Source organism: Bosea sp. ANAM02 (assembly GCF_011764485.1).
GTDB lineage: Bacteria > Pseudomonadota > Alphaproteobacteria > Rhizobiales > Beijerinckiaceae > Allobosea.
In genome coordinates, this window is sequence record NZ_AP022848.1 from 4,254,388 (window position 1) to 4,277,473 (window position 23,086).

Annotated in this window: 17 protein-coding genes; 13 read left to right on the top strand and 4 right to left on the bottom strand. The window is 68.4% G+C overall.

What is annotated here, in order from left to right; genetic code table 11:
• Nucleotides 1-66 precede the first annotated feature (66 nt).
• Complete coding sequence (locus tag OCUBac02_RS20370; RefSeq protein ID WP_244639001.1) at nt 67-1,593, bottom strand: M81 family metallopeptidase; 1,527 nt, start codon at nt 1,591-1,593, stop codon at nt 67-69.
• Nucleotides 1,594-2,061: 468 nt separating this feature from the next.
• Here OCUBac02_RS20370 and OCUBac02_RS20375 point away from each other — a divergent pair, with 468 nt between their 5' ends.
• From OCUBac02_RS20375 to OCUBac02_RS20385, 3 genes are all read left to right on the top strand, one after another.
• A complete protein-coding gene (locus tag OCUBac02_RS20375; RefSeq protein WP_348521635.1) occupies nt 2,062-2,949 on the top strand; it encodes a DMT family transporter in 888 nt (295 codons plus the stop codon).
• Nucleotides 2,950-3,104: 155 nt separating this feature from the next.
• The gene (locus OCUBac02_RS20380) at nt 3,105-4,544 is read left to right on the top strand and encodes an aldehyde dehydrogenase family protein (protein ID WP_173048198.1); all 1,440 of its coding nucleotides are present in this window, start codon (nt 3,105-3,107) and stop codon (nt 4,542-4,544) included.
• Nucleotides 4,545-4,599: 55 nt separating this feature from the next.
• Entirely contained in the window at nt 4,600-5,991 is a 1,392-nt protein-coding gene (locus OCUBac02_RS20385) for an amidase (RefSeq protein WP_173048200.1), read from the top strand.
• Between the two features lies 1 nt (nt 5,992).
• Here the strand turns inward: OCUBac02_RS20385 and ald are convergent, their stop codons facing one another.
• Both ald and OCUBac02_RS20395 read right to left on the bottom strand, forming a co-directional pair.
• Nucleotides 5,993-7,108: an alanine dehydrogenase gene (ald, locus tag OCUBac02_RS20390; protein ID WP_173048202.1), complete on the bottom strand. Its 1,116-nt coding sequence runs from the start codon at nt 7,106-7,108 to the stop codon at nt 5,993-5,995.
• Nucleotides 7,109-7,165: 57 nt separating this feature from the next.
• Complete coding sequence (locus OCUBac02_RS20395; protein ID WP_465247736.1) at nt 7,166-9,550, bottom strand: xanthine dehydrogenase family protein molybdopterin-binding subunit; 2,385 nt, start codon at nt 9,548-9,550, stop codon at nt 7,166-7,168.
• 345 nt (nt 9,551-9,895) lie between these two features.
• Between OCUBac02_RS20395 and OCUBac02_RS20400 the strand changes: the two genes are divergently transcribed.
• Both OCUBac02_RS20400 and OCUBac02_RS20405 read left to right on the top strand, forming a co-directional pair.
• A complete protein-coding gene (locus OCUBac02_RS20400) occupies nt 9,896-11,035 on the top strand; it encodes a GNAT family N-acetyltransferase (RefSeq protein WP_173048204.1) in 1,140 nt (379 codons plus the stop codon).
• Between the two features lie 10 nt (nt 11,036-11,045).
• Complete coding sequence (locus OCUBac02_RS20405) at nt 11,046-12,044, top strand: glycosyltransferase family 2 protein (RefSeq protein ID WP_173048206.1); 999 nt, start codon at nt 11,046-11,048, stop codon at nt 12,042-12,044.
• 47 nt (nt 12,045-12,091) lie between these two features.
• Here OCUBac02_RS20405 and OCUBac02_RS20410 read toward each other — a convergent pair whose 3' ends face one another.
• Nucleotides 12,092-13,399 (bottom strand): lipopolysaccharide biosynthesis protein, encoded by a 1,308-nt coding sequence (locus OCUBac02_RS20410; protein ID WP_173048208.1) that lies wholly within the window; start codon nt 13,397-13,399, stop codon nt 12,092-12,094.
• Between the two features lie 257 nt (nt 13,400-13,656).
• Between OCUBac02_RS20410 and OCUBac02_RS20415 the strand changes: the two genes are divergently transcribed.
• From OCUBac02_RS20415 to OCUBac02_RS20450, 8 genes are all read left to right on the top strand, one after another.
• Nucleotides 13,657-15,081 (top strand): GumC family protein, encoded by a 1,425-nt coding sequence (locus tag OCUBac02_RS20415; RefSeq protein WP_173048210.1) that lies wholly within the window; start codon nt 13,657-13,659, stop codon nt 15,079-15,081.
• Complete coding sequence (locus OCUBac02_RS20420) at nt 15,078-16,397, top strand: O-antigen ligase family protein (protein ID WP_173048212.1); 1,320 nt, start codon at nt 15,078-15,080, stop codon at nt 16,395-16,397. The genes OCUBac02_RS20415 and OCUBac02_RS20420 overlap by 4 nt, the downstream gene beginning before the upstream one ends.
• 73 nt (nt 16,398-16,470) lie before the next feature.
• Complete coding sequence (locus OCUBac02_RS20425) at nt 16,471-17,205, top strand: polysaccharide deacetylase family protein (RefSeq protein WP_173049738.1); 735 nt, start codon at nt 16,471-16,473, stop codon at nt 17,203-17,205.
• Entirely contained in the window at nt 17,202-18,428 is a 1,227-nt protein-coding gene (locus tag OCUBac02_RS20430; protein ID WP_173048214.1) for a glycosyltransferase family 4 protein, read from the top strand. The genes OCUBac02_RS20425 and OCUBac02_RS20430 overlap by 4 nt, the downstream gene beginning before the upstream one ends.
• A complete protein-coding gene (locus tag OCUBac02_RS20435; protein ID WP_173048216.1) occupies nt 18,428-19,645 on the top strand; it encodes a glycosyltransferase family 4 protein in 1,218 nt (405 codons plus the stop codon). Before OCUBac02_RS20430 ends, OCUBac02_RS20435 begins: the two co-directional genes overlap by 1 nt.
• Nucleotides 19,642-20,547, top strand: a complete 906-nt coding sequence (locus OCUBac02_RS20440) for a methyltransferase domain-containing protein (protein WP_173048218.1) — start codon at nt 19,642-19,644, stop codon at nt 20,545-20,547. Before OCUBac02_RS20435 ends, OCUBac02_RS20440 begins: the two co-directional genes overlap by 4 nt.
• Nucleotides 20,544-21,764, top strand: a complete 1,221-nt coding sequence (locus tag OCUBac02_RS20445; RefSeq protein ID WP_173048220.1) for a glycoside hydrolase family 5 protein — start codon at nt 20,544-20,546, stop codon at nt 21,762-21,764. The genes OCUBac02_RS20440 and OCUBac02_RS20445 overlap by 4 nt, the downstream gene beginning before the upstream one ends.
• Before the next feature lie 7 nt (nt 21,765-21,771).
• Nucleotides 21,772-23,040, top strand: a complete 1,269-nt coding sequence (locus OCUBac02_RS20450) for an acyltransferase family protein (RefSeq protein WP_173048222.1) — start codon at nt 21,772-21,774, stop codon at nt 23,038-23,040.
• Nucleotides 23,041-23,086 lie beyond the last annotated feature (46 nt).

Here is a 23,086-nt window from a genome sequence, read left to right on the forward strand (position 1 = left end):
CAGCCGCGCAACACGCAGGCGTGGGCCGCCGTCCATGCGATCAGACCGCATGGGCATGCGCAAGCCTCAGCCGGACGACTTGCCCCAATCAGCCGGCGGGAAGCTCGGACTGCCATAGGGGTAATAATCCGCCAGGGTCAGGTTCTCGTAGGCCAGCGCGTCGAGATGAACCGTGCCCATGAAGGGCTCGGGCGGCTCGACCAGCAGGATCGTCGGCGTGAAGCCGCTATCGTCGAAGCCCCGGCGGAAATGGACCCGCGACTTGATCGCGATCACGTCGAACTCGTCCGGCGCGAGTCCGATCTGCCAGAGCTCCGAAGGCTCGATGATCTGGACGAGATAGGGGCTGAGCACCAGCAGGTTGCCCTTGCCGAATTCGACGCAGATCCAGTCCTTGCCGTCGCCGCGCGCGGTCGTCGCCGGCCCGATGGAGCGCAGCGTCCCGGTGATGCGGATGGGCGCCCCGGCCGATTCGTCGAACAGGCCGCCGATCTCGGCATCGAACGGATCGCCCGGCCTTGCGCCGGACTCGATCACGGAACGAACCACGTCCGGCGAAGCGATGGTCGCGACCAGCGTGCGTTCGAGCTTCTGCGCGACGATCTCCTGGAGCAGCCAGGTCGCATAGCCCGAACGGTCGCTGTAATCGGCGAGGAGGACAGGCCCTTTGCCGGCGGTCACGGCCGCGCGGGCCTCGGCGACCGCTTCCTTCGTCTTGTAGATCTTCACGGTATCGAGCAGCGACCGGCGCCGGCGCCAGGTCCATTCGGCCATGTCGCGGAGGACGCGCTCGGCGAGCTCCGGATCGTCGTTGGTCAGCACCTGCAGCGCCATGCCGGCATCGGGAACGTCCGACCACGGGAAGCCGAAGAACACGTTGACGAAGACATCCGGCTCGCGCGCCTCCCAGATCAGGGCACGCTGGATCAGGTCGGACCAGGGCGAGGCGCCGGTCCACATCACCACGGTCGGCGCGATGATTGGGATGCGCAGGGTGCGATGCACCGGCTTGAAGCTGCCGCGGATCGCCCGGACCAGCATGCGTGCCGCGCGCTCGCCCTGCAGATGCATGTCGTAATGCGGGAAATATTTCACGCAGAACGCCATGTCGGCCTGCGCGAGGAACGCCTCGTCCTCGTTGCCGTGCGGGTCGAAGGTCGCGGTGATGAAGGCTTTCCGGCCGACGACCTCGCGGACGCGCCGGGCGATATCGGCCTCGGGCCGCGGCACGCCGCGCACCGCGAGCGCCCCATGCAGCGCGAGATAGACGCCGTCGAGATCGGGCTGCGCCTTCAGTTCCTCGATCATGAGGCCCATGAAATGCTCATAGGCATCCTCGGTCACCCAGCCCGAGCCCGTGCCAGTGCGCGGCCAGAGCGGCGAGGTGATGCCGACCAGCTCGACATCCTCGAACTCGCGGGCAACCTGCACGAAGCCGCCCATATAGCCCTTCGGATCGGTGGCGAGGAGGGCCTCGCCGGAGGCTGGCGATCCCGGGTAGATGAAATCCTCCCTCGTCGTGTCGTTGGGGAGGAAGGTCACCGTCTCGTGGGAGAACTGAAGGACGGCGATGCGAATCCTGGAATGTGTCACAGCGGCCTTGCGTCGTGGAATTCAGCGAAACGGATAGCCATCCCGCGCCGGAAGCGCGCTGCGATCCCAATCCGCCGATTCTAGGATGGTGAAAATGACGGGGGCAAGCGGCTTGCCCTGCCTGAAACGCAGGGTGGCCCCTGCCGGGACCGCATGCGCTCTTTCGACGCGCGTGCACAGCGCATGGGTGGCCTGATCCAAGCGAGCGTTGAGATCGCGCCGGGCCATCCCATATCGCGGGTGCGGTCGACGGCCGCTCCGCTTTCCCCTCCCCGCGGAGCCTTGCCGTCCCGTTCCCCTCGAGACCTTTTGGCCGCGTGCCAACGGTTTCCCCTTGGCCGGCTCCTTTCGAGGATGCCGGCCTTTTTTGCCTTTGGGGGCCGGCGCCCGCCGCAGGACGGAACCATTGACGAAAGGCCGACGGCCCGTTGTGGCTTCTCCTCCTTCGACTCCATCCCGCGTGTGACCTTGCCGACCAGACCGCCTTCCTCGAACGCCCATTCCCGCGGCGTCCTGCTCGTCTTCGCCGCGACCGTCGCCTGGAGCGCCAGCGGCATCTATGCGCGCCTGCTGACGACGGATGCCTGGACGGCGATCGCCTGGCGCTCGCTCTTTGCCGCGATATTCCTGATCGTCCCGATGGTCCTGTTCGGCGGCGCGGGGACACGGCGGCAATGGAAGACGACGTTCGCTCCCGCAGGCCTCGCCCTGATCGCCTGCCAGACGATCAGCCAGGCGGCCTTCATCGGCGCCTATTACACGACCAGCGTGGCGAATGTGGCGGTGATCTACGCGACCGCGCCTTTCATCGCAGCCGTCCTGGGCTGGCTGATCCTGAAGGAGCCGATCGCCTGGCGCGCGATGGCGGCAGGGCTCGTCTGCCTCGCCGGCGTCGCGATCATCATCTCCGCCTCATGGGGTGCCGGCCGGCTCGTCGGCGACCTGCTCGCCCTCTTGATGACGGTGACCTTCGCGGTGGTCATCGTCGTGCCGCGGCTGGATCCGGAACTGCCGGCGATGCCGCCGATCTTCGTCAGCGCATTGCTCGCCTTCCTGCTCTTCGCGCCGTTCAGCTCCGCTGGCTCGCTCGACGCCCACAACCTCACGGTGCTGGCGGCCTTCGGCGCGACGAATTTCTCGATCGCGCTGGTGCTGTTCATCATCGGCGCCCGGCGCCTGCCACCGGCCGAGTCGGCCCTGATCGGCACCACCGAGATCGTCATGACCCCTGTCTGGGTCTGGCTCCTGTTCTCCGAGCAGCCTCCGGCCGCCACCCTGATAGGCGGTTCCGTGATCCTCGCGGCGGTGCTCTGGTACACGATCTCAGAACTCAGGCGCAGTCATGAGCGGCGCTGAGGGAGGGGCATCGCCGGGCGATATTGACAGGTCTCGTATCCGGGATACCACAGGCCGGACGATGCCGGGCGCCTCGCGCGGGCTCTCATCCTTGCGATACGGCTGCCTGCCTGAAGGAGCCGCTCGCCGACACCAGACGACGACCGAGGCCTGACGTGAAGACCTACCGCAATTTCATCGCCAATGAATGGCGCGATGCCGTGGACGGCGAGCATATCGACGTCCGCAACCCCTCGAGCGGCCAGGTGCTGGCGAAGCTCGCACGCGGCAGGCAGGAGGACGTCGATCTCGCGGTCGCCGCCGCCCGCCAGGCGCTCTCGGGCGAATGGGGCCGGCTGACCGCGACCGAGCGCGGGCGCATCCTCAGCCGGATCGCGACCGGCGTGCTCGCGAAGATCGACCTCCTGACCGAAATCGAGGCGCGCGATGTCGGCAAGCCATTGACGCAGGCGCGGGCCGATGTCGTGGCGCTCGCACGCTATCTCGAATTCTACGGCGCCTCCGCCGACAAGGTGCATGGCGACACCATTCCCTATCAGAACGGCTTCACCGTCCTGACGGTCTACGAACCGCATGGCGTCACCGGGCATATCATCCCGTGGAACTACCCGATGCAGATCCTCGGCCGCAGCCTCGGCGCGGCGCTGGCCATGGGCAATGCCGCCGTGGTCAAGCCGGCGGAGGAAGCCTGCCTGACCATCCTCGAATTCGCGGCGATCGCGCAGGAGGCGGGACTGCCGGCCGGCGCGCTGAACATCGTCACCGGCTTTGGCGCCGAGGCCGGGGCGGCACTCTCCGCGCATACCGACGTCAATCACATCTCCTTCACCGGCTCGGCCCGTACCGGCGAGATGGTGCAGGCTGCCGCCGCCCGCAACGCCGTGCCGGTGACGCTGGAGCTCGGAGGCAAGTCGGCGCAAGTGGTCTTCGCCGATGCCGATCTCGACCGGGCGGTGCCCTTCCTGGTCAATGCCGGCATCCAGAATGCCGGCCAGACCTGCTCGGCCTCCTCGCGCATCCTCGTCGAGCGTTCCGTCTATGAGGATGTCATCGCCCGCATGAGCGAAAAATACCGGGCCCTCAAGGTCGGCCCCGCCGAAGCCGACCTCTCCGTCGGCCCTGTGGTCTCGCAGCGCCAGAAGGCCATCGTCGAGGATTTCCTCGGCGTCGCCCGCAAGGATGGCCTTAAGGTCGCGGCGCAGGGCACGATCGTCCCGGATGCCCCGGCCGAGGGCGCCTATGTCGCGCCAACCCTGCTGCGCGACGTCCCGCCCGATCACAAGCTGGCGCAGGAAGAGATTTTCGGCCCCGTGCAGGTGATCATGCCCTTCGACAGCGAGGAGGAGGCGCTCGCGCTTGCCAACGGCACGCCCTACGGGCTGGTCTGCGGCATCTGGACGAGCGATGGCGGCCGGCAGCTGCGCATGGCGCGCGCCGCGCAGGCGGGCCAGGTCTTCATCAACAATTATGGAGCCGGCGGCGGCGTCGAGCTGCCCTTCGGCGGCGTCAAGAAATCGGGCCATGGCCGCGAGAAGGGCTTCGAGGCCCTCTACGGCTTCGCCAGTATGAAGACCATTTCGATCTTCCACGGCTAATACCGCTTCGAGCGCTTTGAGCTGTTGGAAGACCGGACCTGACGAGAGCGACCCCATGACCGAACTAGCCGACCTGACCGCCGTCGCTCTCGTCGAAGCCTATCGCACACGCAGGCTTTCGCCCGTCGAGGTGACCGATGCCGTGATCGCACGCATCGAAGCCTGGGAGCCGCAGCTCAACGCGCTCTGGGCCTATGATCCGGAGGCGGCTCGCGAAAGCGCGCGGCTCTCCGAAGCGCGCTGGATGAAGGGCGAACCGCTCGGCGCGATCGACGGCGTGCCCGTGACGATCAAGGAGAACATCGCGACGAAGGGGACGCCGGTCCCGCTCGGCACCGCAGCCGTGACGCTCGTGCCCGCGGCCACTGACGCGCCCCCCGCGGCACGCACGCGCGAAGCGGGTGGCGTCATCCTCGCCAAGACGACCATGCCCGATTACGGCATGCTCTCCTCCGGCCTGTCGAGCTTCCACAAGCTGGCCCGCAACCCCTGGGACCTCTCGACCAATCCCGGCGGTTCCAGCGCCGGCGCCGGTGCGGCCGCCGCCGCCGGCTACGGCCCCTTGCATATCGGCACCGATATCGGCGGCTCGATCCGTCTGCCGGCAGGCTGGTGCGGCCTCGTCGGCCTCAAGCCCTCGGCCGGGCGCCTGCCGATCGACCCGCCCTTCATCGGGCGTGCCGCCGGGCCGATGACGCGCACCGTCGCCGACACCGCGCTCTACATGTCGGTGCTGACCAGGCCGGACCGGCGCGACACCATGGCCCTGCCCTATCAGGAGATCGACTGGCTCAACCTGACCGGCTCGGTGAAGGGGCTGAAGATCGGCCTGTGGCTGGATGCCGGCTTCGGCCAGGAGGTCGGCGCGGAGACGCTCGCCGCCGTGCAGGACGCCGCGGCACGGCTCGCCGATGCCGGGGCGACCATCGTGCCGATCGCGCCCTTCCTGACCCGGACCATGATCGACGGGCTCGACCGCTTCTGGCGCGCGCGCGGCTATGAGGACGTCTCGCGGCTGCCGCCGGAGCAGCAGGCCAAGATCCTGCCCTATATCTTCAACTGGATCGTGACCGCCAAGGACTTCACCGGGGGTGAAGTCTATACCGGCTTCGCCCAGATCGAAGCGATGCGCAACGCGCTCCATGGCGCACTCAAGGACGTCGATTTCATCATCTCGCCAACGGCGCCCGAGCCGTCCTTTCCAGCGGAATGGGCTTCGCCGCTCAACGATCCGCAGCGGCCCTTCGAGCATATCGCGTTCACGGTCTCGGCCAATATGGGCGGCCAGCCGGCCGTGTCGCTCAATTGCGGCTACTCCGGCGGCGGACTGCCGATCGGCCTGCAGATCATCGGCCAGTCCTTCGACGATATCGGCGTGCTGCGGCTCGCCCGTGCCTTCGAGGAGATACGCGCGCCGTCGCGGCCGTGGCCGCAGCTCGCAGGCTGAGTCACGCCGCCAGCGCGGCCTGGGCCGGCTCGTAGGATCGGCGCAGGCTTTCCGCGACCTGGGCATTGGTGATCCGGCCGCGATGAACGTTCAGCCCGGCGGCGAGATGCGGGTCGCTGCGGATCGCATCCAGGCCGCCCGCGGCCAGCGCCAGTCCGAAGGGGAGCGTCGCGTTGTTCAGCGCATAGCTCGACGTCAACGGCACGGCGCCCGGCATATTGGCGACGCAGTAATGGATCACGCCGTCGACCTCGAAGGTCGGGTCCGCATGGGTGGTCGGATGGGAGGTCTCGAAGCAGCCGCCCTGGTCGATCGCGACATCGACGAGGACCGCGCCACGCTTCATCCGGGAGAGCAGTGCGCGTGATACCAGGCGTGGCGCCGCCGCGCCCGGGATGAGCACGGCGCCGATCACGACATCGGCGGCGAGGATTTCCTCCTCGATCGCATGGAGCGTCGAGAAGCGCGTGCGCGCCCTGCCGCCGAAATGCTCGTCGAGCTGCCGCAAGCGCGGCAGCGAGCGGTCGAGGATCACGACATCGGCGCCGAGGCCGGCGGCCATCCGCGCCGCATGGGTGCCGACGACGCCGCCGCCGATGATGGCGAAGCGCGCCGGCGGCACGCCCGGCACGCCACCGATCAGCACGCCCCGTCCACCGGCATGGCGCTGAAGGCAGCGCCCGGCGGCCTCGATCGCGAGCCGCCCGGCCACCTCGCTCATCGGCGCCAGCAAGGGCAAGCCGCCGGCCTTGTCGGTCACCGTCTCGTAGGCGACCGCGGTCACACCGGACTTGAGGAGGCCTTCCGTCTGTTCCGGATCGGGCGCGAGATGGAGATAGGTGAAGAGGATCTGCCCTTCACGCAGTTGCACCCATTCCGAGGGTTGCGGCTCCTTGACCTTCACGACCAGCTCGGCCCTGGCGAAGACCTCGGCGGCGCTCGCGACGATCTTCGCGCCGGCCGCTTCATAGGCAGGGTCGGGAGCGGATATCCCGGCTCCAGCGCCGGTCTCGACCAGAACCTCGTGGCCGGCCGCCGCATATTCGCGCACGGCCTCCGGGGTCAGACCAACCCGGTATTCGTGGACCTTGATCTCCCTGGGCACACCGACGCGCATCACTTCCTCCCCGTTATCGTTGGATTGTTATGATCCCGCGCCGGCATCAGCGCGCTGTCAGGCCTTCGCGTGGATGGCCCTCCAGATCGCCTGCGGCGTTGCCGGCATGTCGATATGGCGCACGCCATGCGGCGCGAGAGCATCGACGACCGCATTCATCACCGAAGGCAGCGAGCCGGCGCAGCCGGCCTCGCCGCAGCCCTTGGCGCCGACCGGGTTGGTGCGGGTCGGGACACCCTCGCTGATGAAGGTGAAGAAGGGCACATCCGCCGCGCGCGGCATCGCATAGTCCATATAGGAGCCGGTCCTGAGCTGGCCGTCCTCGTCATAGGAGGTCATCTCGCAGAGCGCCTGGCCGATGCCCTGCACGACGCCGCCATGGAGCTGCCCCTCGACGATCATCGGGTTCACCAGCACGCCGAAATCATTGACCATGACATAGCTCGCGATCTCGACATGGCCGGTATCGGGGTCGATCTCGACCTCGGCGATATGGCAGCCATTGGGATAGGCTGAAGGAGCGGCCTTGAAGATGTGATCGACATCGAGCGTCCCGGGCAGGTCGTCCGGCAGGGACAGGCCCGCCTGCAGCTTCCGGGCGAGTTCCATGATGCCGATCGAGCGGTCGGTCCCGGCGATGGCGAAGCGGCCATCGGTGAACTCGATATCGGCGACGGCCGCCTCCAACACATGGGCGCTCAGGAGCTTGCCCTTCTCGATGACGCGCTCGCTCGCCTCGATGATGGCCGAGCCGCTCGCCATGATCGATTTCGAGCCGCCGGTGCCGCCGCCCGCGATCAGGCGGTCGCTGTCGCCCTGCACCAGCCTGATCCTGTCGAAGGGCACGCCGAGCTGGCTGGTCAGCACCTGGGCGAAGGGCGTCCAGTGGCCCTGCCCGTAATCGAGCGTGCCGGTGACGATGGTGACGGTTCCGTCCGCTTCGAAATGGATGCCGCCCATTTCGTTGCCCGGCGGTGCGGTGACCTCGAGATAGCAGCCGATGCCGCGACCGCGCAGCTTGCCGGCCTTGCGGCTGGCGCGCTCGCGCGCCCGGTAGCCCTTCCAGTCGGCCGCCTCCAGCGCGCGGGCAAAGAGCGCCGGGAAGTCGCCGCTGTCATAGACCGTTCCGATCGGGGTCTTCCAAGGCAGTTGCGCGGGCGCGATCAGGTTGCGGCGCCGGATGACGGCCCGATCGATCCCCATCTCGCGGGCGGCGGTGTCGATCAGCCGCTCCATGAAATAGTTGCCCTCGGGGCGCCCGGCCCCGCGATAGGCGGCGATCGGCACGGTGTTGGTCACGGCGCAGCGCGTCTGCACCTCGACCAGCGGCGTGCGGTACATGCCGACGCTGTTCTTGCCGATGTTCAGCGTCGCCATCAGCGGGCCGGGCTGGGAGAGATAACCGCCCATATTGCCGAAGCCGGTGAAGCGCGTCGCGAGGAAGCGGCCGCTTGCATCGAGGGCGAGCTCTGCGTCGAACACCATGTCGCGGCCGTGATGGTCGGAGACGAAGCTCTCGGAGCGCTGATCGGCCCATTTCACCGGCTTCTTCAGCATCCGCGCGGCATGGAGCAGCACGACGTATTCCGGAAAGACCGCCGATTTCATGCCGAAGGAGCCGCCGACATGACCGGTGATAAGGTGCATCCTATCCTGCGGCACGCCCATCGCCGCCGCGAGATTGTTGCGCATGCCGAAGGCGCCCTGGCTCGGTGCGTGCAGCGTATAACGCTTCGTCTTGCGGTCGTAGCTGCCGATCGCGGCGCGCGGCTCGATCGGGTTGACGATGATGCGGTTGTTGACGATCCGCAGCCTGGCGACATGCGCGGCTTCGGCAAAGGCGGCCGCGACCTTGCCGGCATCGCCGAAGTGATAATCGAGCACGAGATTGCCGGGGACGTCGTCGAACAATTCGGACGCATCGGGGGCGAGCGCCGCCTCGGCGGAGGTGACGGCCGGCAGGACGTCGATATCGAGCGAGACGGCCTCGGCCGCATCGCGCGCCTGCTGCACGGTCCGGGCGACGACCATGGCGACGGGATCGCCGACGAAGCGCACCTTGTCCGCCGTCAGCGCGTGCCGGACCGGTTTCCGCATCGCGCTCCCATCGCGGTTCGGCAGGTCCACCGCGCATTTCAGCGCGCCATAGCCCTGGCCTGCGAGGTCCTGCGCCGTATAGATCGCGACGACCCCCTTCATCGCGGCTGCATCGGCGGTCTCGATGCTTCGAATGACACCATGCGCGTGGGGGCTGCGGACGAAGGCGGCGTAGAGCTGGCCGTCCAGCGACAGATCATCCGTATAGCGTCCCTCGCCACGCACGAGCGTCGCATCCTCCTTGCGGGGCAGCGACTGGCCGATTCCGGCAGCGCGTCCGGCCAGGGGGGCAGGCTTGGAAACATGCATGTTCATCGCAAGGCACCACAGTCGCATGATGGCCATAGCGCTGATCCCGAGCGGATCGACAGGGAGCGCTGCGGCCTCGCGCCGGCGCAACCTCATCGTTCGGAGGCAGCCCGGCGCAGCGTGATCATAGGCATCCTCGCGCCGGTTGGCGCCTGTGCTCGCGACATAGCTCCCTTGATCGTGAGGTAGCCCAGTCGAAGCCTTGACCGGCAAGCGGAGGCTTCCCGATAGGCGGTTCGCGCCGCCTGCGATTTACCATCACGGCATATCGCATCTTTACTTATTACCTAGAATTTGAACGTATAAGTTGCATATCCGCAGGATGGTCGCCTTGCTTGACGCTGCCGCCCTGCTTTTCACGGGTGCGAAGGTCACGGCCTGATGTCGCAGATCCAGCAGCAAGTCTTCGCCGATGCGCGGCCCCTGCCCAAGGGCGGGCTCAGGCCGATCAGGCCCTCGGACATCCCGGCGATCGCCCGGCTGTTCCTGAAGATATTCAGGCGTGCCGACAGGCCGGCCGGCGCCGATCTCCAGAACTATCTGCGGACGCTGCTGCTGGCCTCGCCTTCCTATAGCGAGACGGCGGGCACGCAGGTCTACGAGCAGCATGACGGGCGGATCCGCAGCGCGCTGCTCGCCGTGCCGATGCGCTTCGTCGCCTGCGGCAACATCGTGCCAGGGCGGCTGCTCGGCGTCTTCATGACCGATGCCGAGCGGGAGGCTGTCGGCGCGGCGCAACTCATCCTCGCGCTGCGGCCCCGGCGCGCCGATTTCGCCTTCTGCGACAGCGCCTCGCCGACGAGCTGCAATCATCTCCTCGCCATCGGCGGCAAGCCGATCACCTTGCAAAATCTCGAATGGTCCCGCAGCTTCCGCCCGTTCGGGGCCCTGGCCGGGCGTTTCGACGCGCGCTTCCTGCACGGCAAATTTCCCGGCCTGCCCATGCTCGCACGCCCTTTCGACGCGCTGCTGCGCCGCCTCAAGCCACAGCCGGACGCTCCCGACCACGGCACCGCGCGCGTCGCGGAGATGCCGGTCCCGACCTTCCTCGTCAATGCACCGCGTCTCATCGCGCATTATGCGGTGCGGCCGCTCTGGATGGAGGAGGAGCTGTTCTGGCTGGTCTCGCTCGCCGCGCAGAACACGCGGCTCGGCACTTTCACGATCCGCTCCGTGCTCGACCGCGGAAGCGCGATCATCGGCTGCTTCGTCTATTACGCGGCACCGGGGCGGACGGCGCATGTGCTCAACGTGCTGGCGCTGCCCGGTCGCGAAGCCACCGTGCTCGACGCGATGTTCCGCCACCTCGACGAAGCCGGCCATGTCGAGGCGCGCGGGCGTGCCCAGCCCGCCCTGATGGCCGGGCTGTCGCTGCAGCGCTGGCTCGTGTTCAGGCACCGGGCCTTCACCGTCGCGCTGACGCGGATTCCCGAGATCAACGACGCGATCGCGCGCGGCGACATCTATCTCGGCGGCCTCGCCGGCGAGGACTGGAGCCGGCTCCTCACCGATTTCGATTGAGGCGGATGCGATGACGGTCTCGGTTATTCTGAAGACGCTCGACGAGGAGGCGCGGATCGGTGCCGCCATCGAGAGCGTGCTTGCCGCCCTCGACGGGATCGGCGGAGAGGTCATCGTGGCCGATGGCGGCTCGCGCGACGGCACGCTCGCCGTCGCCGCGATCTATCCCGTCCGCATCGTCCAGCTCGACCCGGCCACCGCGCCGAGCTGCGGCCTCGGCCCCCAGCTCGGCTTTCAGTACAGCCGCGCGCCCTTCATCTGCCTGATGGACGGCGACATGCTGCTCGATCCCGGCTTCCTGCCCGCGGCACTCGCCTTCCTCGCCGATCATCCGCGCATCGCCGGCGTCACCGGCCATGTCGAGGAGATGAACCAGACCAGCCTCGAATATATCAGGCGCAACCGCCGCATCTCGCCGGAGAACCGCACCGGCGCGATCGACCGCATGAACGGCGGCGGCCTCTACCGGCGAGACGCCATCGAGCAGGCCGGCTATCTCTCGGACCACAACCTGCACGGTTACGAGGAATTCGATCTCGGCGTGCGATTGCGGGTCAATGGCTGGGGTCTGCATCGGCTCGACCACCGTTTCGTCCGCCATTTCGGCCATGCGCTCAACGCCTATGCCCTGCTCGTACGGCGCTGGAAATCCGGCTATCTGCGCGGGATCGGGGAATTGCTGCGCGGAGCGCTCGGCCAGCCGCGCTGGCGCCAGCTCGTCCGGGAGTTGCCGGAGCTCAGGCTCTGGGCCGGGGTCTATGCCCTGCTCGCTGCGATGGCCGCCCTGCCCTTCGCGATGCCGAGCCCTGCCCTGGGCCTTGCGCTCGATGGCGCGCTGTTCGCCGGCATCATCGGCCTGATGAGCCTGCGGCAGCGCAGCCTGTCGCTCGGTTTCTATGCGGTCGTCGCCTGGTTCTTCCACGCTGCCGCCCTGCCGCTCGGCTTCCTGCAGGCACGCAAGGCTCCGGACGCCTGGATCGAGAGCCGGATCGTCAAGGACACGCCGTAGATCATCGCGCGCCCTACCGGATGCAAAAACGATGATCTATCGCATTGTTATCGCATCGGATTTGCTCGAAAAGTGGATTCCACTTTTCGGTCCGATGCCATAGCGTTCAGCCGGCTGCGCTGCGCGAGCCGCAGCAGCACGAGCCAGGCGACCGCGACGATCGCGCCGTCGATCAGATAGAGCGCGATGAAAGTGCCGACCGGCGCGGCGAGCCAGGTCGCGACCGCGATGAGGATGCTGCCCAGCAGATTGGCTCCGTTCAGGATCCAGGCCCGGACATCCTGCCGCCCCGACGCGCCGAGCAGGTCGATCGCCGCCGCCCAGGCGCCGACGAGGATGACGGTGCCCGACAGGCAGCGCACGAAGAAGGACAGTTCCCCGTATTGCCGTCCGAACAGGGACGGCAGCGCCGGCGCGAGCAGGAAGAGCGCGAGCCCGGTGACGGCGCCGAGCCCCAATGCCGCGACAAGCGCGCGCCTCGCCATGGGCAGCGCGTGGTGCAGGCCGTCATGGCTCTCGCGTGCCAGGCGCGAGTAGAGCAGCCGGTTCAGGGCATCGATCGCGAGATAGCCGGAATCGACGATCCGCCGGGCGACGCCATAGCTGCCGACCGTCGCGAGCGGGGCGAACAGGCCAATCATCAAGAGGTCGACATTCGCGCGGACCGCCCGCATCACGAATTGCGAACTGAACAGGATGCCGGGCCTCAGCTCCTCGCGCAGGATCGCGAAGCGGGGCCGGCCGAGCGGGCGGATCCACGCGGCGCCGAGCGTGGCGTAGAGCAGGTTCCCGGCGCATTGCCACAGCGCCCATTCGGCCAGGGTCGAGACCCGGAAGGCAAGGCAGGCGAGCGCCGCGGTCGCCATGCGTGCCAGGGCGAAGCCGACCACGGCTCGATTGGCCTGATCAAACCGGCCGAACGCGAGGAAGACGGTCTCGACCAGCAGGATCAACCTGACCAGGACGATATTGCCGAAGAGCATTAGCGCCAAGGTCACCGTGTCGACCGGCGGGCCGGCGCTCAGCCGGAGCCAACCCGAAAGTGCCGCGAGCCCAACGAAATCCAGCGCAGCCCCGGTCAGGGCGATCAGCAGGAGATTGTGCCCGAGCAGGCCCGCATAGCTCGCCGGCTCGCGCGAGACCCGGCGCAGCAGGCAGTCCGACGCCCCGAGGCCACAGAGCTGGACCGCCATGGTGGTGGCGGCTGAAATCTGCACGAAGAGGCCGAATTCCGTCGGCCCCAGTGCGCGCGCCAGGATCGCGAAGGTCACGAGTTGCGACAGGGCGGCCGAGGCCAGGGAGCCACTCGACAGCAGGTAGCTGACGAGGGCCGGGCGGACGCCCCGCGACCTCACGCGCCCAGCAAATCCCGACATCCCCCGCACGCCCCAAGTTAAGGTTAACGTTTAATTGAAAACACTACCATAGGTTGTATTTTCCTACCATATAAAGATTACTTCAATCTGAAGATGTGAATTCGCAAGCAACACCCGATCAGGTGCCCCATGTCCAAGATTGCCGCCGCCAGCCCTCCTGACGCCCTCGGCATGCCGCCCAGGCCGGTGCCGGCGAAGCGCGAAACCACCCCTCTCCTCCACTGACGCAGACCGCCATGTATGTCACGACCGACACCAGCCCGATGCCGGGCGGGAACGATATCCGCTACCGACATGCCGTCGGCAGGACGCTCCCGCCGGCTCCTACGATCAGCCCCACACGGGTCCTGGGATGGCTCATGGGCGGCTGGCCCTGGCTGGTCGTCGCCGCTCTCGGCGGCGCCGTCGCGGCCGTAGGCGCCAGCCAGCTCGTGACGCCGCGCTTCACCGCGACGACGGAGCTGACGATCGCGCCGTCCAACCTGCTGATCGCCCCGAACGACCTCTACGCGACCAATATCCAGAGCGACAGCCAGATCCTGGATGTCGAGAGCAAGATGCGGATGATCTCGTCCGGCAATGTGCTGCGGCGGGTCGTCGAGGCGCTCGGTCTCAGGAACGATCCCGAATTCGCGCCCAGCCCGTGGTTACCCAGCTTTCTGCGCGCCTCCGACGAGCCGGCCGATGCGGCCGAGCTCGCGCGCATCATCGCGAGACGCGTCACCGTCACCCGGCAGGAGCGCTCCTATGTCGTCTCCGTCTCGGCCTGGGCAAGCGACGCGACCCTGTCGGCGCGGCTGGCCAATGCGATTGCCGAAACCTTCCGCGCCGAGATCGTGCGGGCCGATGCGGAGCGGATCGGACGCGCAGCGCAAGGATTGTCCGCGCGGCTCGGCGAGATCAGGGCGGCAGCGACCGAGGCCGAAGACCGGGTCGAGGATTTCCGCCGGGCGCACGGCCTGCAGCAGGGCCTGTCGAAGCAGCCGCTGAGTTCCGAAGCGCTGGAGCGGATGAGCGCCAAGCTGACCGACGCCAAGGCGCGCCTCGCCGAGGCGGAGGCGCGGCACAGCGAGGTCTCGCGCTCGGTCTCGGCGCAGGGCGCACAGGGCGGCGCCGTGCAGTCGCCGACGCTCGCCGGCCTGCTCGCCGACGAGGCGGGGCTGCGCCGGCAGGTCGCGGTGCTCTCAAAGACGCTCGGGCCGCGCCACCCCTCCCTGACGAACGTGCTGGCGGAAGCCGATGCCCTGGCCAGGGCGATCAGGTCCGAGACGGAACGCCTGCGCCGCGCGGCCCGCATCGAACTCGACCAGGCGAGACGGGCGCTCGATACGCTGACCGGCGAGACGAAGGCCCTGCGCGGCAGCGTCTCCGTCGACGACCAGGCCCTGGTCAGGCTGCGCGAACTCGAGCGCGAAGCCAGTGCCCGGACCGCGCTCTACCAGACCTTCCTGACCCGCGCCGGCGAGACCGCGCAGCGCCAGCAGATCGACGCCACGGATGTGCGCGTGATCACGCCGGCCACCGCCTCCACACGGCCCAACTGGCCGCCCCGCCCGCTCGTCGCGGCCGCGGCCGGCCTGATGCTCGGGCTTCTGCTCGCGGCCGGGGTTCTGACAGGGCTCGGCTATTTCCGCGCCATCCGCAGGAGCGCGACGCCATGATGGACCAGACCCTCCCGCGCCCGGCCGCCGGCATCGCGGCGCCGCTGCTCTTCATGGCGACGCTGCTGTTCTACCTGGTCACGCTGACGCCGTTCATCGACCTTTCGGCCGCCAACACCGGCGATGCGGCCACGGCCAAGTCGAACACGCTCAACCAGATCGTCTATCTCGGGCTGACGGCGGCGCTGTGGCTCACCGCCCTGCGGTCGAGCGCGCGCCATCTGGTCGCCCGGCCGCGCGGCATCCTGATCGTGATGCTGGTCTGGTTCGCGTTCGTCTCGGCCATCTCCGCGCAGCCCGATCTGGCGCTGAAGCGCGTCTTCCTGGCGATGCTGACGCTGGTGAACGGCAGCATCCTGCTGCTGCTGCCGCGGTCCGAGCGCCAGTTCGCGGGCATGCTGACGCTCGGCTGCCTCGGCGCGCTGGCGCTGGCCTATCTCGGCGTCGCACTGCTGCCGCATCTCGCCATCCATCAGGCCACCGAAATCCGCGAGCCGATGAGCGCCGGTCTCTGGCGCGGCCATTTCGCCCATAAGAACGTCGCCGCGGCGGCGATGGTGGTGATCAGCTTCGTCGGCCTCTACCTGTTCGGCACGGGCCGGCGCATCGTCGGCATCGTCATGATCGTGCTGGCGGCGGCCTTCCTCGCCCGGACCGGCGGGAAATCCGCGATCGCGGCCCTGCCCGGCATCCTCGCCATCGCCTGGGCCTTCGAGCGCTGGCGCGCCCTGCGTGCCCCGATGGCGCTGCTCGGGATCGCGGCCATTAACATCCTGACGATCGGCTGCGCGATGTCCCCGGCGATCCGCGGCCTCGTCGCCGGGCTCGGCATCGACCCGACCTTCACCAACCGCATCGACATCTGGAAGATCGGCGCCAACGCCGTGCTCGACAAGCCGCTGACCGGCCACGGCTTCCAGTTGTTCTGGCAGACCGACGCGATGGTCCACAAGGGCGGCGCGGCGGCCGGCTGGGCCTATGCCGCCTTCAATGGCCACAACGCCTATCTCGACATGGCGATCACCACCGGCCTGCCCGGGCTCGCCCTGACCCTCGTCCTGATCGTCTGGCTGCCCCTGCGCGACATCAACCGGGCGGAGGCGAGCGCCAACGACCCCGCGCTCACCCGGCTCTTCGTGCGGATCTGGCTCTACGGAATCCTCGCGGCCTGCGTCGAGAGCCTGTTCTTCCAGTCCGGCAGCCTGATCTGGTTCATGCTCGTGGTCGCGATCGTCGGGCTCCATCTCCAGGCCAGCGCCTACGAGATCCGCGAGCCGGAGCCCCTGCCCCGCGACATGGAGCCGGCCCATGCCTGAGCCCTCCAGCCCCCCTGCCCGCCAGCCGCGCCTCGCCCGCTGGCCCGCCCTGATCGACCAGTTCGCCGGGCGCATGGAAAACCGGCTGATCCGCGCCGTCCCGCGCGAGATCATGCAGGTTCCGACACGCGAGCCGATCGTCTCCTTCACCTTCGACGACGTGCCGGCGTCCGCCCTCGATATCGGCGCCGCGATCCTCGAAGCGCACGGGGTCCGCGGGACCTTCTATATTGCGGGCGGGCTGGCGGGGAATGTCGAGCCGGGCCGCAGCCTGATCGACCGGGCCGGGTGCGGGGAGCTCGCGGCGCGCGGCCATGAGCTCGGCTGCCACAGCTTTTCCCATCGGGACCTGCGCCATCTCGACGGCGGCGCACTGGCGGCGGATCTCGCGCGCAACGCCGCTTATCTCGATGCCGTCGACCCGCGGGCCTCGCGCCGGAACTTCGCCTATCCCTACAATAGCGGCTCCTTCGGCAAGCGCACCATGCTCGGCCAGTCGTTCCGCACCTGCCGGGCCGCCGGCGAGGGCATCAATCGCGGTGCGACCGATCCGGCTTTCCTGCGCGCGGTCGAGATCCGGCAGCCGCAGCAGCATGTGCTCGGGCTGGCGCGCTGGATCGACGCGCTGGTCGCCGATCCCGGCTGGCTGATCTTCTTCACGCATGACCTTTCGCCACAGCCGACCCCCTATGGCTGCACGCCGCCGAGCTTCCATCTGCTCGTCGCCTATGCGGTCGCGCGGGGCTGCCAGGTCCTGACCGTCGATGCCGCGCTCGACCGCATGGGCCTCAGGGAGGCGCGGCCATGACGAGGCGACGCAGGCTCCTGGCCATCAACAACTATTTCTACCGGCGGGGCGGGGCCGAGAGCGTTTTCCTCGACCATATCGACCTGTTCGGCGCGGCAGGCTGGGACGTGGTGCCTTTCGCGATGCGCCACCCGGCCAACCTGCCGAGCCCGTGGTCCGGCTATTTCGTCTCCGAGATCGAATATGGCGCAACCGGCGGGCCGCTCGCCAAGGCCCGGCAGGCCGCCAAGGTGATCTTCTCGCTGGAGGCGCGCCGCAACATCCGCAACCTGATCGGGCAGGCGCGGCCGACGGTCGCCCATGCCCACAATGTCTACCATCACATCTCGCCCTCGATCTTCGGCGTGCTCAAGGCCGAGGGCGTGCCGCTGGTGATGACGGCGCATGACCTCAAGATCGCCTGCCCGGCCTACAAGATGCTGAGCCGGGGCAGCGTCTGCGAACGCTGCCAGGGCGGGCGCATCCACAACGTCCTGCTGCATCGCTGCGTCAAGGATTCGGCCGCGGTGAGCGGGCTCGTCCTGATGGAGACGCTGGTCCATCGCAGCCTCGGCCTCTATCGCGACACGCTCGACCGCCTGATCGCGCCAAGTCGCTTCTATCGCGACAAGCTGGTGGCCTGGGGCTGGGACGCCGATCGCATCGCCCATATCCCCAACTGCATCGACACCAGTGGCTACGCTGCAGCAGCCGGCGAGGGCGGCTATTTCGTCTATGCGGGGCGACTCGCTCCCGAGAAGGGGCTGGCCACGCTGCTGCGCGCCGCCGCGCTGGCCCGCCGGACGCTGGTCCTCGCCGGAACCGGCCCCGAAGAACCGCGCCTGCGCCGGCTGGCCGAGAACCTCGGTACCGATGTCCGCTTTGCCGGCCATCTCGGCAAGCCGGAGCTGAAGCGGCTTATCGGCGAGGCGCTGGCGCTGGTTCTGCCTTCGGAATGGTATGAGAACGCCCCCGTCAGCATCCTCGAAGCCTATGCGCTCGGACGCCCCGTCATCGGCGCTGATATCGGCGGCATTCCCGAGCTGGTCGCCGATGGCGAGACCGGCCTGCTGGTCGAGACCGGCAACGCCGCCGGCCTCGCCGACGCGATGGTCGCGATGGCGGAGCTGCCTGCCGCCCGGCGCACTGCGATGGGCGCGGCCGGCCGCGACTGGGCCCAACGCGAGTTCTCGCCCGCCCGCTATCGCGAACGCACCCTCAATCTCTACGAGGCGATCTGCTGATGTACACCCTGATCCCGCCGATCGATGTCCATGCGCCGGCCAGGAAAGTCGTCTTCGTCGGCCTGCGCGGCGTTCCCGACATCCAGGGCGGGATCGAAACTCATGTCGCCGCGATCTCGACGCGCCTCGTGGAGCGCGGCTGGCGCGTCGAGGTGCTCGGCCGCTCGCCCTATCTCAGATCGCGCAGGCCCTATCGCTGGAAAGGTGTCACCGTCACACCGGTCTGGTCGCCGCGGTCGCGGAGCTTCGAGACCCTGCTGCACACGGCCCTGAGCCTGTTCGTCGCGGCGCGGCAGAACCCGGATCTTGTGCATATCCACGCGATCGGGCCGGCGCTCCTGACCCCGCTCGCCCGCCTGCTCGGCCTGCATGTCGTGGTGACGCATCACGGCTGCGACTACGAGCGCCAGAAATGGGGCCCCGTCGCCAGGTCCGTCCTGCGGGCGGGCGAGGCGATGGGGATGCTGTTCTCCCATGCGAATATCGGCGTGTCGAAGGCGATCACGGATGGCGTCCGGCGCCGATTCAGCGTGGGCGCGACCTTCATTCCGAACGGTGTCGAGGCGCCCCTCGCCAATCCCGACACATCCTATCTCGACCGCATCGCGATCACGCCGCAGCGCTACATCCTGTCCGTCGGCAGGATCGTCGAGGAGAAGCGGCATCTCGACCTGATCAAGGCCTTCGCGCGTCTGAACGATCCCGGTCTCAGGCTCGTCATCACCGGCGCGGCCGATCATGCCGGCGCTTATCAACGCGAGGTCGAGGCGGCAGCGGCGGCGACGTCCGGCGTGGTCATGACCGGCTTCCAATATGGCGACGCGCTGCTCCAGCTCTACCGGCACGCCGCCCTGTTCGTTCTGCCGTCGAGCCATGAAGGCATGCCGATGGCTCTCCTCGAAGCGCTCAGCTACGGCGTGCCCTGCCTGGTCAGCGATATCGACGCCCATCTCGCGCTCGATCTCGGGCCGGACAGCTATTTTCCGCTGGGCGCCGTGGACCGGCTTGCGGACGCGATGCGTGCGAAACTGGCCGTGCCAGACCCCGCGCAGAAGGTCCAGCGCGCCGCCGGCGTCCTCGCGGCCTTTGGCTGGGGCGCGATCGTCGACCGCACCATGGAGGTCTACGAAAGCGCATTGCGCGGCTGGAAGCCGGGCAGCGCGCGCCAGACCGGCCGCGGTCTGCGCAAACATGTCGAGCTCGGAGGCCGGCGATGAGCACTGCCCTGCGAAACCTCGAAATGACCGCGCTCGGCCTCGGCTTCCTCGGCCTGGCCTGGGCCAAGAACAAGCTCAAAGGCTACAGCACACCGAACGGCGTGGCGAAAACCGACGAGGAGGGGCAGATCGCCTATCTTCTCGACATCTTCGCCGCGCTGCGCCGCTTCATGCCGCCGGGTTTCGATCTGCGCGGACGGGACGTGCTGGAGCTCAGTCCCGGCGCGTCGCGCGGCAACGGCGTGCTCTTCCTGGCGCTGGGCGCCCGGTCCTATCATGCGATCGACGTGTTCGATCTCGCCGGTGCGGAGGATTCCAGCTTCTACGCGCGGCTGCTCGAGCGCTTCCCGGAAGGCGCCCCCGCCGACCGGGCGCGCGCGCTGACCCTCGCGAGCGGACCGGGTTCGCGCGAATTCGGTTACGCGGTGGGGCGCGATTTCGACATCCCGCGCCTGGCCGAAGGCAGGACGTTCGACCTCATCGTCAGTTGCGCGGCCTTCGAGCACTACGACGACCCGGCGAGCGCCATCACGGCCATGACGCAAGTGGCGCGGCCCGGCTGCGAAGCGGTCCATATCATCGACCTGCAGACGCATTCGCGCTGGATCCGCGAGCACGACCCGAACAATATCTACCGCTATCCCGAAGCGCTCTACCGGCTCTTCGCCTTTCCCGGCCAGCCGAACCGGCAACGTCCCGACGCCTATATCCGCAGCTTCGAAGCCGAAGGCTGGAGCGATGTACGCTTCATGCCCTCGCGGACGGTCGACCCAGCCCTACGCGAGGCTTCGCTGCGCGGCCTCGCTGTTCCCTTCGCCGGCCGGGTCGATATGGCCATCCTCGATGGCGCCCTGACCGGCCGTTACCCCGGCATTGTCCGCAGCGCGGGCGTGTCGCGATGACGAGCCGCCGCTCCGTTCTCGCCGGCCTTGCGACGCTTGCCGCCTCCGGCGTGGGGCGAGCCGCGCGGGCAGCGGGGAATGATATCCCGCTGTTTCGCCGCGGCATCGGCGTCTCGCATGCGCTTGGCTGGGCTGAAGTTACGGCCGAGAGCACTTACGGGGATGCGCCGTTCTCGGCTCCGCGTTTCCGTTTCGATGCGGTGCAGCGGCAGGCGATCCGCGCCGCCGGTTTCGATTTCGTCCGCCTCGCCGTCGATGTCGGGCCTTTCCTGGCCTTGCAAGATTCGGCTCGCAAGCGGCTCGACGCACTCCTTCTGGAGACTGTTCACGGACTGATCGCCGCCGATCTCGGCGTGATCGTCAACCTGCACCCGAGCGCGATGAACCCGGCCTACCGGCCGGTCGCCCTGACCGCAGGCGTGGACGCGCCGAAATTCCAGGCCGTGCTTGCCCTGCAGGAGCGGCTGTCCGGCCTTCTGGGGCAGCTTGCCGAAGGCGCAGCGCCCCGCCTCGCCTTCGAGCTGATGAACGAGCCGGAGGTGCCGCAAGCGATCTGGCAGCCCATGCTAAAAGCCTGCTATCGGGCTGCCCGCAGGGGCTCGGCCCGGCTGCCGCTCGTGCTGGGCGGCGGCTCGATGAACGCGCCGGCGGCGCTGACGGCGATAGACACACGCCCGTTCGCCGGCGACGAGCGCCTGATCTACACCTATCACGACTACGCGCCCTGGCAGTTCACGCATCAGGGCGTGCGCGGCAGCCCGGCTTATGCGCTCGATGCGATCCCCTATCCGGCGCCGGCCTTGGCCGAGGCGATGACGGCCGCGACCCGGCGGCGCATCGCCGGGCTCGGCCTCGACGGCGCCGCGCTGGAGCAGGCGCGCAAGGCGAAGCGGTCGCTGGCCCGCTATGCCGGCTTCGACCGGGCGAGCCTCGAACGGGCCTTCCGGCAGGTCGACGCCTGGCGGATCGCCCATCGCCTGCCCGCCCATGCCATCCTGCTCGGCGAATTCGGTATCCACCGCACGCCCTACATGGCGACGCCCGAAGGCGCCGCCGCCCGCGCGCACTGGTTGCGCGACATGCGCGAGCTCGCCGAGGCGCATGGCTTCGCCTGGTCGGCCTGGACCTATGCCGGCGCCGGGGGATTCGCGCTCGCAGAGAACGAGGCCGGGCCGGACTTCGACGCCGCCACACGCCGCGCGCTCGGTCTGCGATGAGGCCGGCATGACCCGAGAGCGCTATGCCCATCTCGACGGATTGCGGGCCGTCGCGGCGCTCGCGGTGATGGTCGAGCACCTGCTCGGCGACCTGCTCAGACAAGCTCCCAACGCTACCGGCCCGATGAGCCTGGCCGCCCGGTCGGTCGTCGAGAGCCTGAGCCTCGGCCGCTTCGGGGTGGCGCTGTTCTTCCTGATCAGCGGCTTCGTCGTGCCGTTCAGCATCCGGGGCGAGCAGCCGCTCCGGCATTTCGCGATCTCGCGGCTGTTCCGGCTCTATCCGCCGCTGTGGCTGGCGCTGGCCGTAATCGCGACGGTGGCATGGCTCTCCGGCGATGCGCCACCGATGGGGACCGTGCTGGCCAACATGACGATGGCGCCGCTGCTATTCGGGCAGCCCTGGCTCTCGCCGATCTACTGGACATTGTTCGTCGAGCTCGTCTTCTATGGCCTTGTCGCGCTGCTCTTCGCAGCGGGGATGCTGCGCCATATCGGCGCCCTGCTCGGGGTCGGCCTCGGCCTGATCGCGGCGACCGTCCTGCCGGTGCAGTTGCGCATGCATGGCATCGCCGTGCTGCCGGTCCAGTATCTCGGCATGCACCTGTCCTTCCTGTTCCTCGGGCTATTCCTGCGGCTCTGGCTGGTGGAACGGAGACCCGGCGCACCGCTCGCGGCATCGGCACTCGGCCTCGCACAGCTTGCCGCCATCTGTGCCGTCTCGTCGTATTCTCTGGCGCGCGGCGATCATTTCATCATGGAGGGGCTGACGCCCGTCCTCGGCGCTTATCTCATTGCCGTCGCGATCTTCCTCGCCGCGGTCAGGCTGGAACGGCCGCGTTCCGCCTCGCTCGCCGGGATCGGGCTGATCAGCTACGCGATGTACCTGTTCCACGGTCCGGTCAACGCCGCCGTCTATCGTGCCCTGCCGCTGACCGGGCAGGCCGGTGACCTCGCGCTCATGCTGATCTGCATCGGCCTGACGCTGGCGCTGTCCTGGCTCGTCCATCGCCTCGTCGAGCGCCCGATGATCCGGCTCGGGCGGAAGCTCGCGTCAGGCCGCAAGGCTTCCGCCGTCCAGATGCCGGAACCGAAAGTTGATAGGAGGAGGCAGGGAGGCCATGGCGCGCCCCGCATGATCCCTGCCCATGCCGGTCAGGGCACGGATATCGACGACCACGAGCTCGCCACGATCGTTGGACCGGCGATTGCCAGCGTCATGCTGGGCTGGCTGGCGCTGCTCGCCTACCTCGTCTGGAAGATCGCCGACCTGCCGTGAGCTCGGCGAACTGCGACGTTGCGCGTGGCAGACGCGGGCCGAACCC

Coding starts and splice junctions, on each gene's coding strand:
- OCUBac02_RS20385 (WP_173048200.1), top strand. CDS start 4,600: ATGACCGAACTAGCCGACCTGACCGCCGTCGCTCTCGTCGAAGCCTAT.
- ald (WP_173048202.1), bottom strand. CDS start 7,108: ATGCGCGTCGGTGTGCCCAGGGAGATCAAGGTCCACGAATACCGGGTT.
- OCUBac02_RS20395 (WP_465247736.1), bottom strand. CDS start 9,550: ATGGCCATCATGCGACTGTGGTGCCTTGCGATGAACATGCATGTTTCC.
- OCUBac02_RS20400 (WP_173048204.1), top strand. CDS start 9,896: ATGTCGCAGATCCAGCAGCAAGTCTTCGCCGATGCGCGGCCCCTGCCC.
- OCUBac02_RS20405 (WP_173048206.1), top strand. CDS start 11,046: ATGACGGTCTCGGTTATTCTGAAGACGCTCGACGAGGAGGCGCGGATC.
- OCUBac02_RS20415 (WP_173048210.1), top strand. CDS start 13,657: ATGTATGTCACGACCGACACCAGCCCGATGCCGGGCGGGAACGATATC.
- OCUBac02_RS20420 (WP_173048212.1), top strand. CDS start 15,078: ATGATGGACCAGACCCTCCCGCGCCCGGCCGCCGGCATCGCGGCGCCG.
- OCUBac02_RS20425 (WP_173049738.1), top strand. CDS start 16,471: ATGGAAAACCGGCTGATCCGCGCCGTCCCGCGCGAGATCATGCAGGTT.
- OCUBac02_RS20430 (WP_173048214.1), top strand. CDS start 17,202: ATGACGAGGCGACGCAGGCTCCTGGCCATCAACAACTATTTCTACCGG.
- OCUBac02_RS20435 (WP_173048216.1), top strand. CDS start 18,428: ATGTACACCCTGATCCCGCCGATCGATGTCCATGCGCCGGCCAGGAAA.
- OCUBac02_RS20440 (WP_173048218.1), top strand. CDS start 19,642: ATGAGCACTGCCCTGCGAAACCTCGAAATGACCGCGCTCGGCCTCGGC.
- OCUBac02_RS20445 (WP_173048220.1), top strand. CDS start 20,544: ATGACGAGCCGCCGCTCCGTTCTCGCCGGCCTTGCGACGCTTGCCGCC.
- OCUBac02_RS20450 (WP_173048222.1), top strand. CDS start 21,772: ATGACCCGAGAGCGCTATGCCCATCTCGACGGATTGCGGGCCGTCGCG.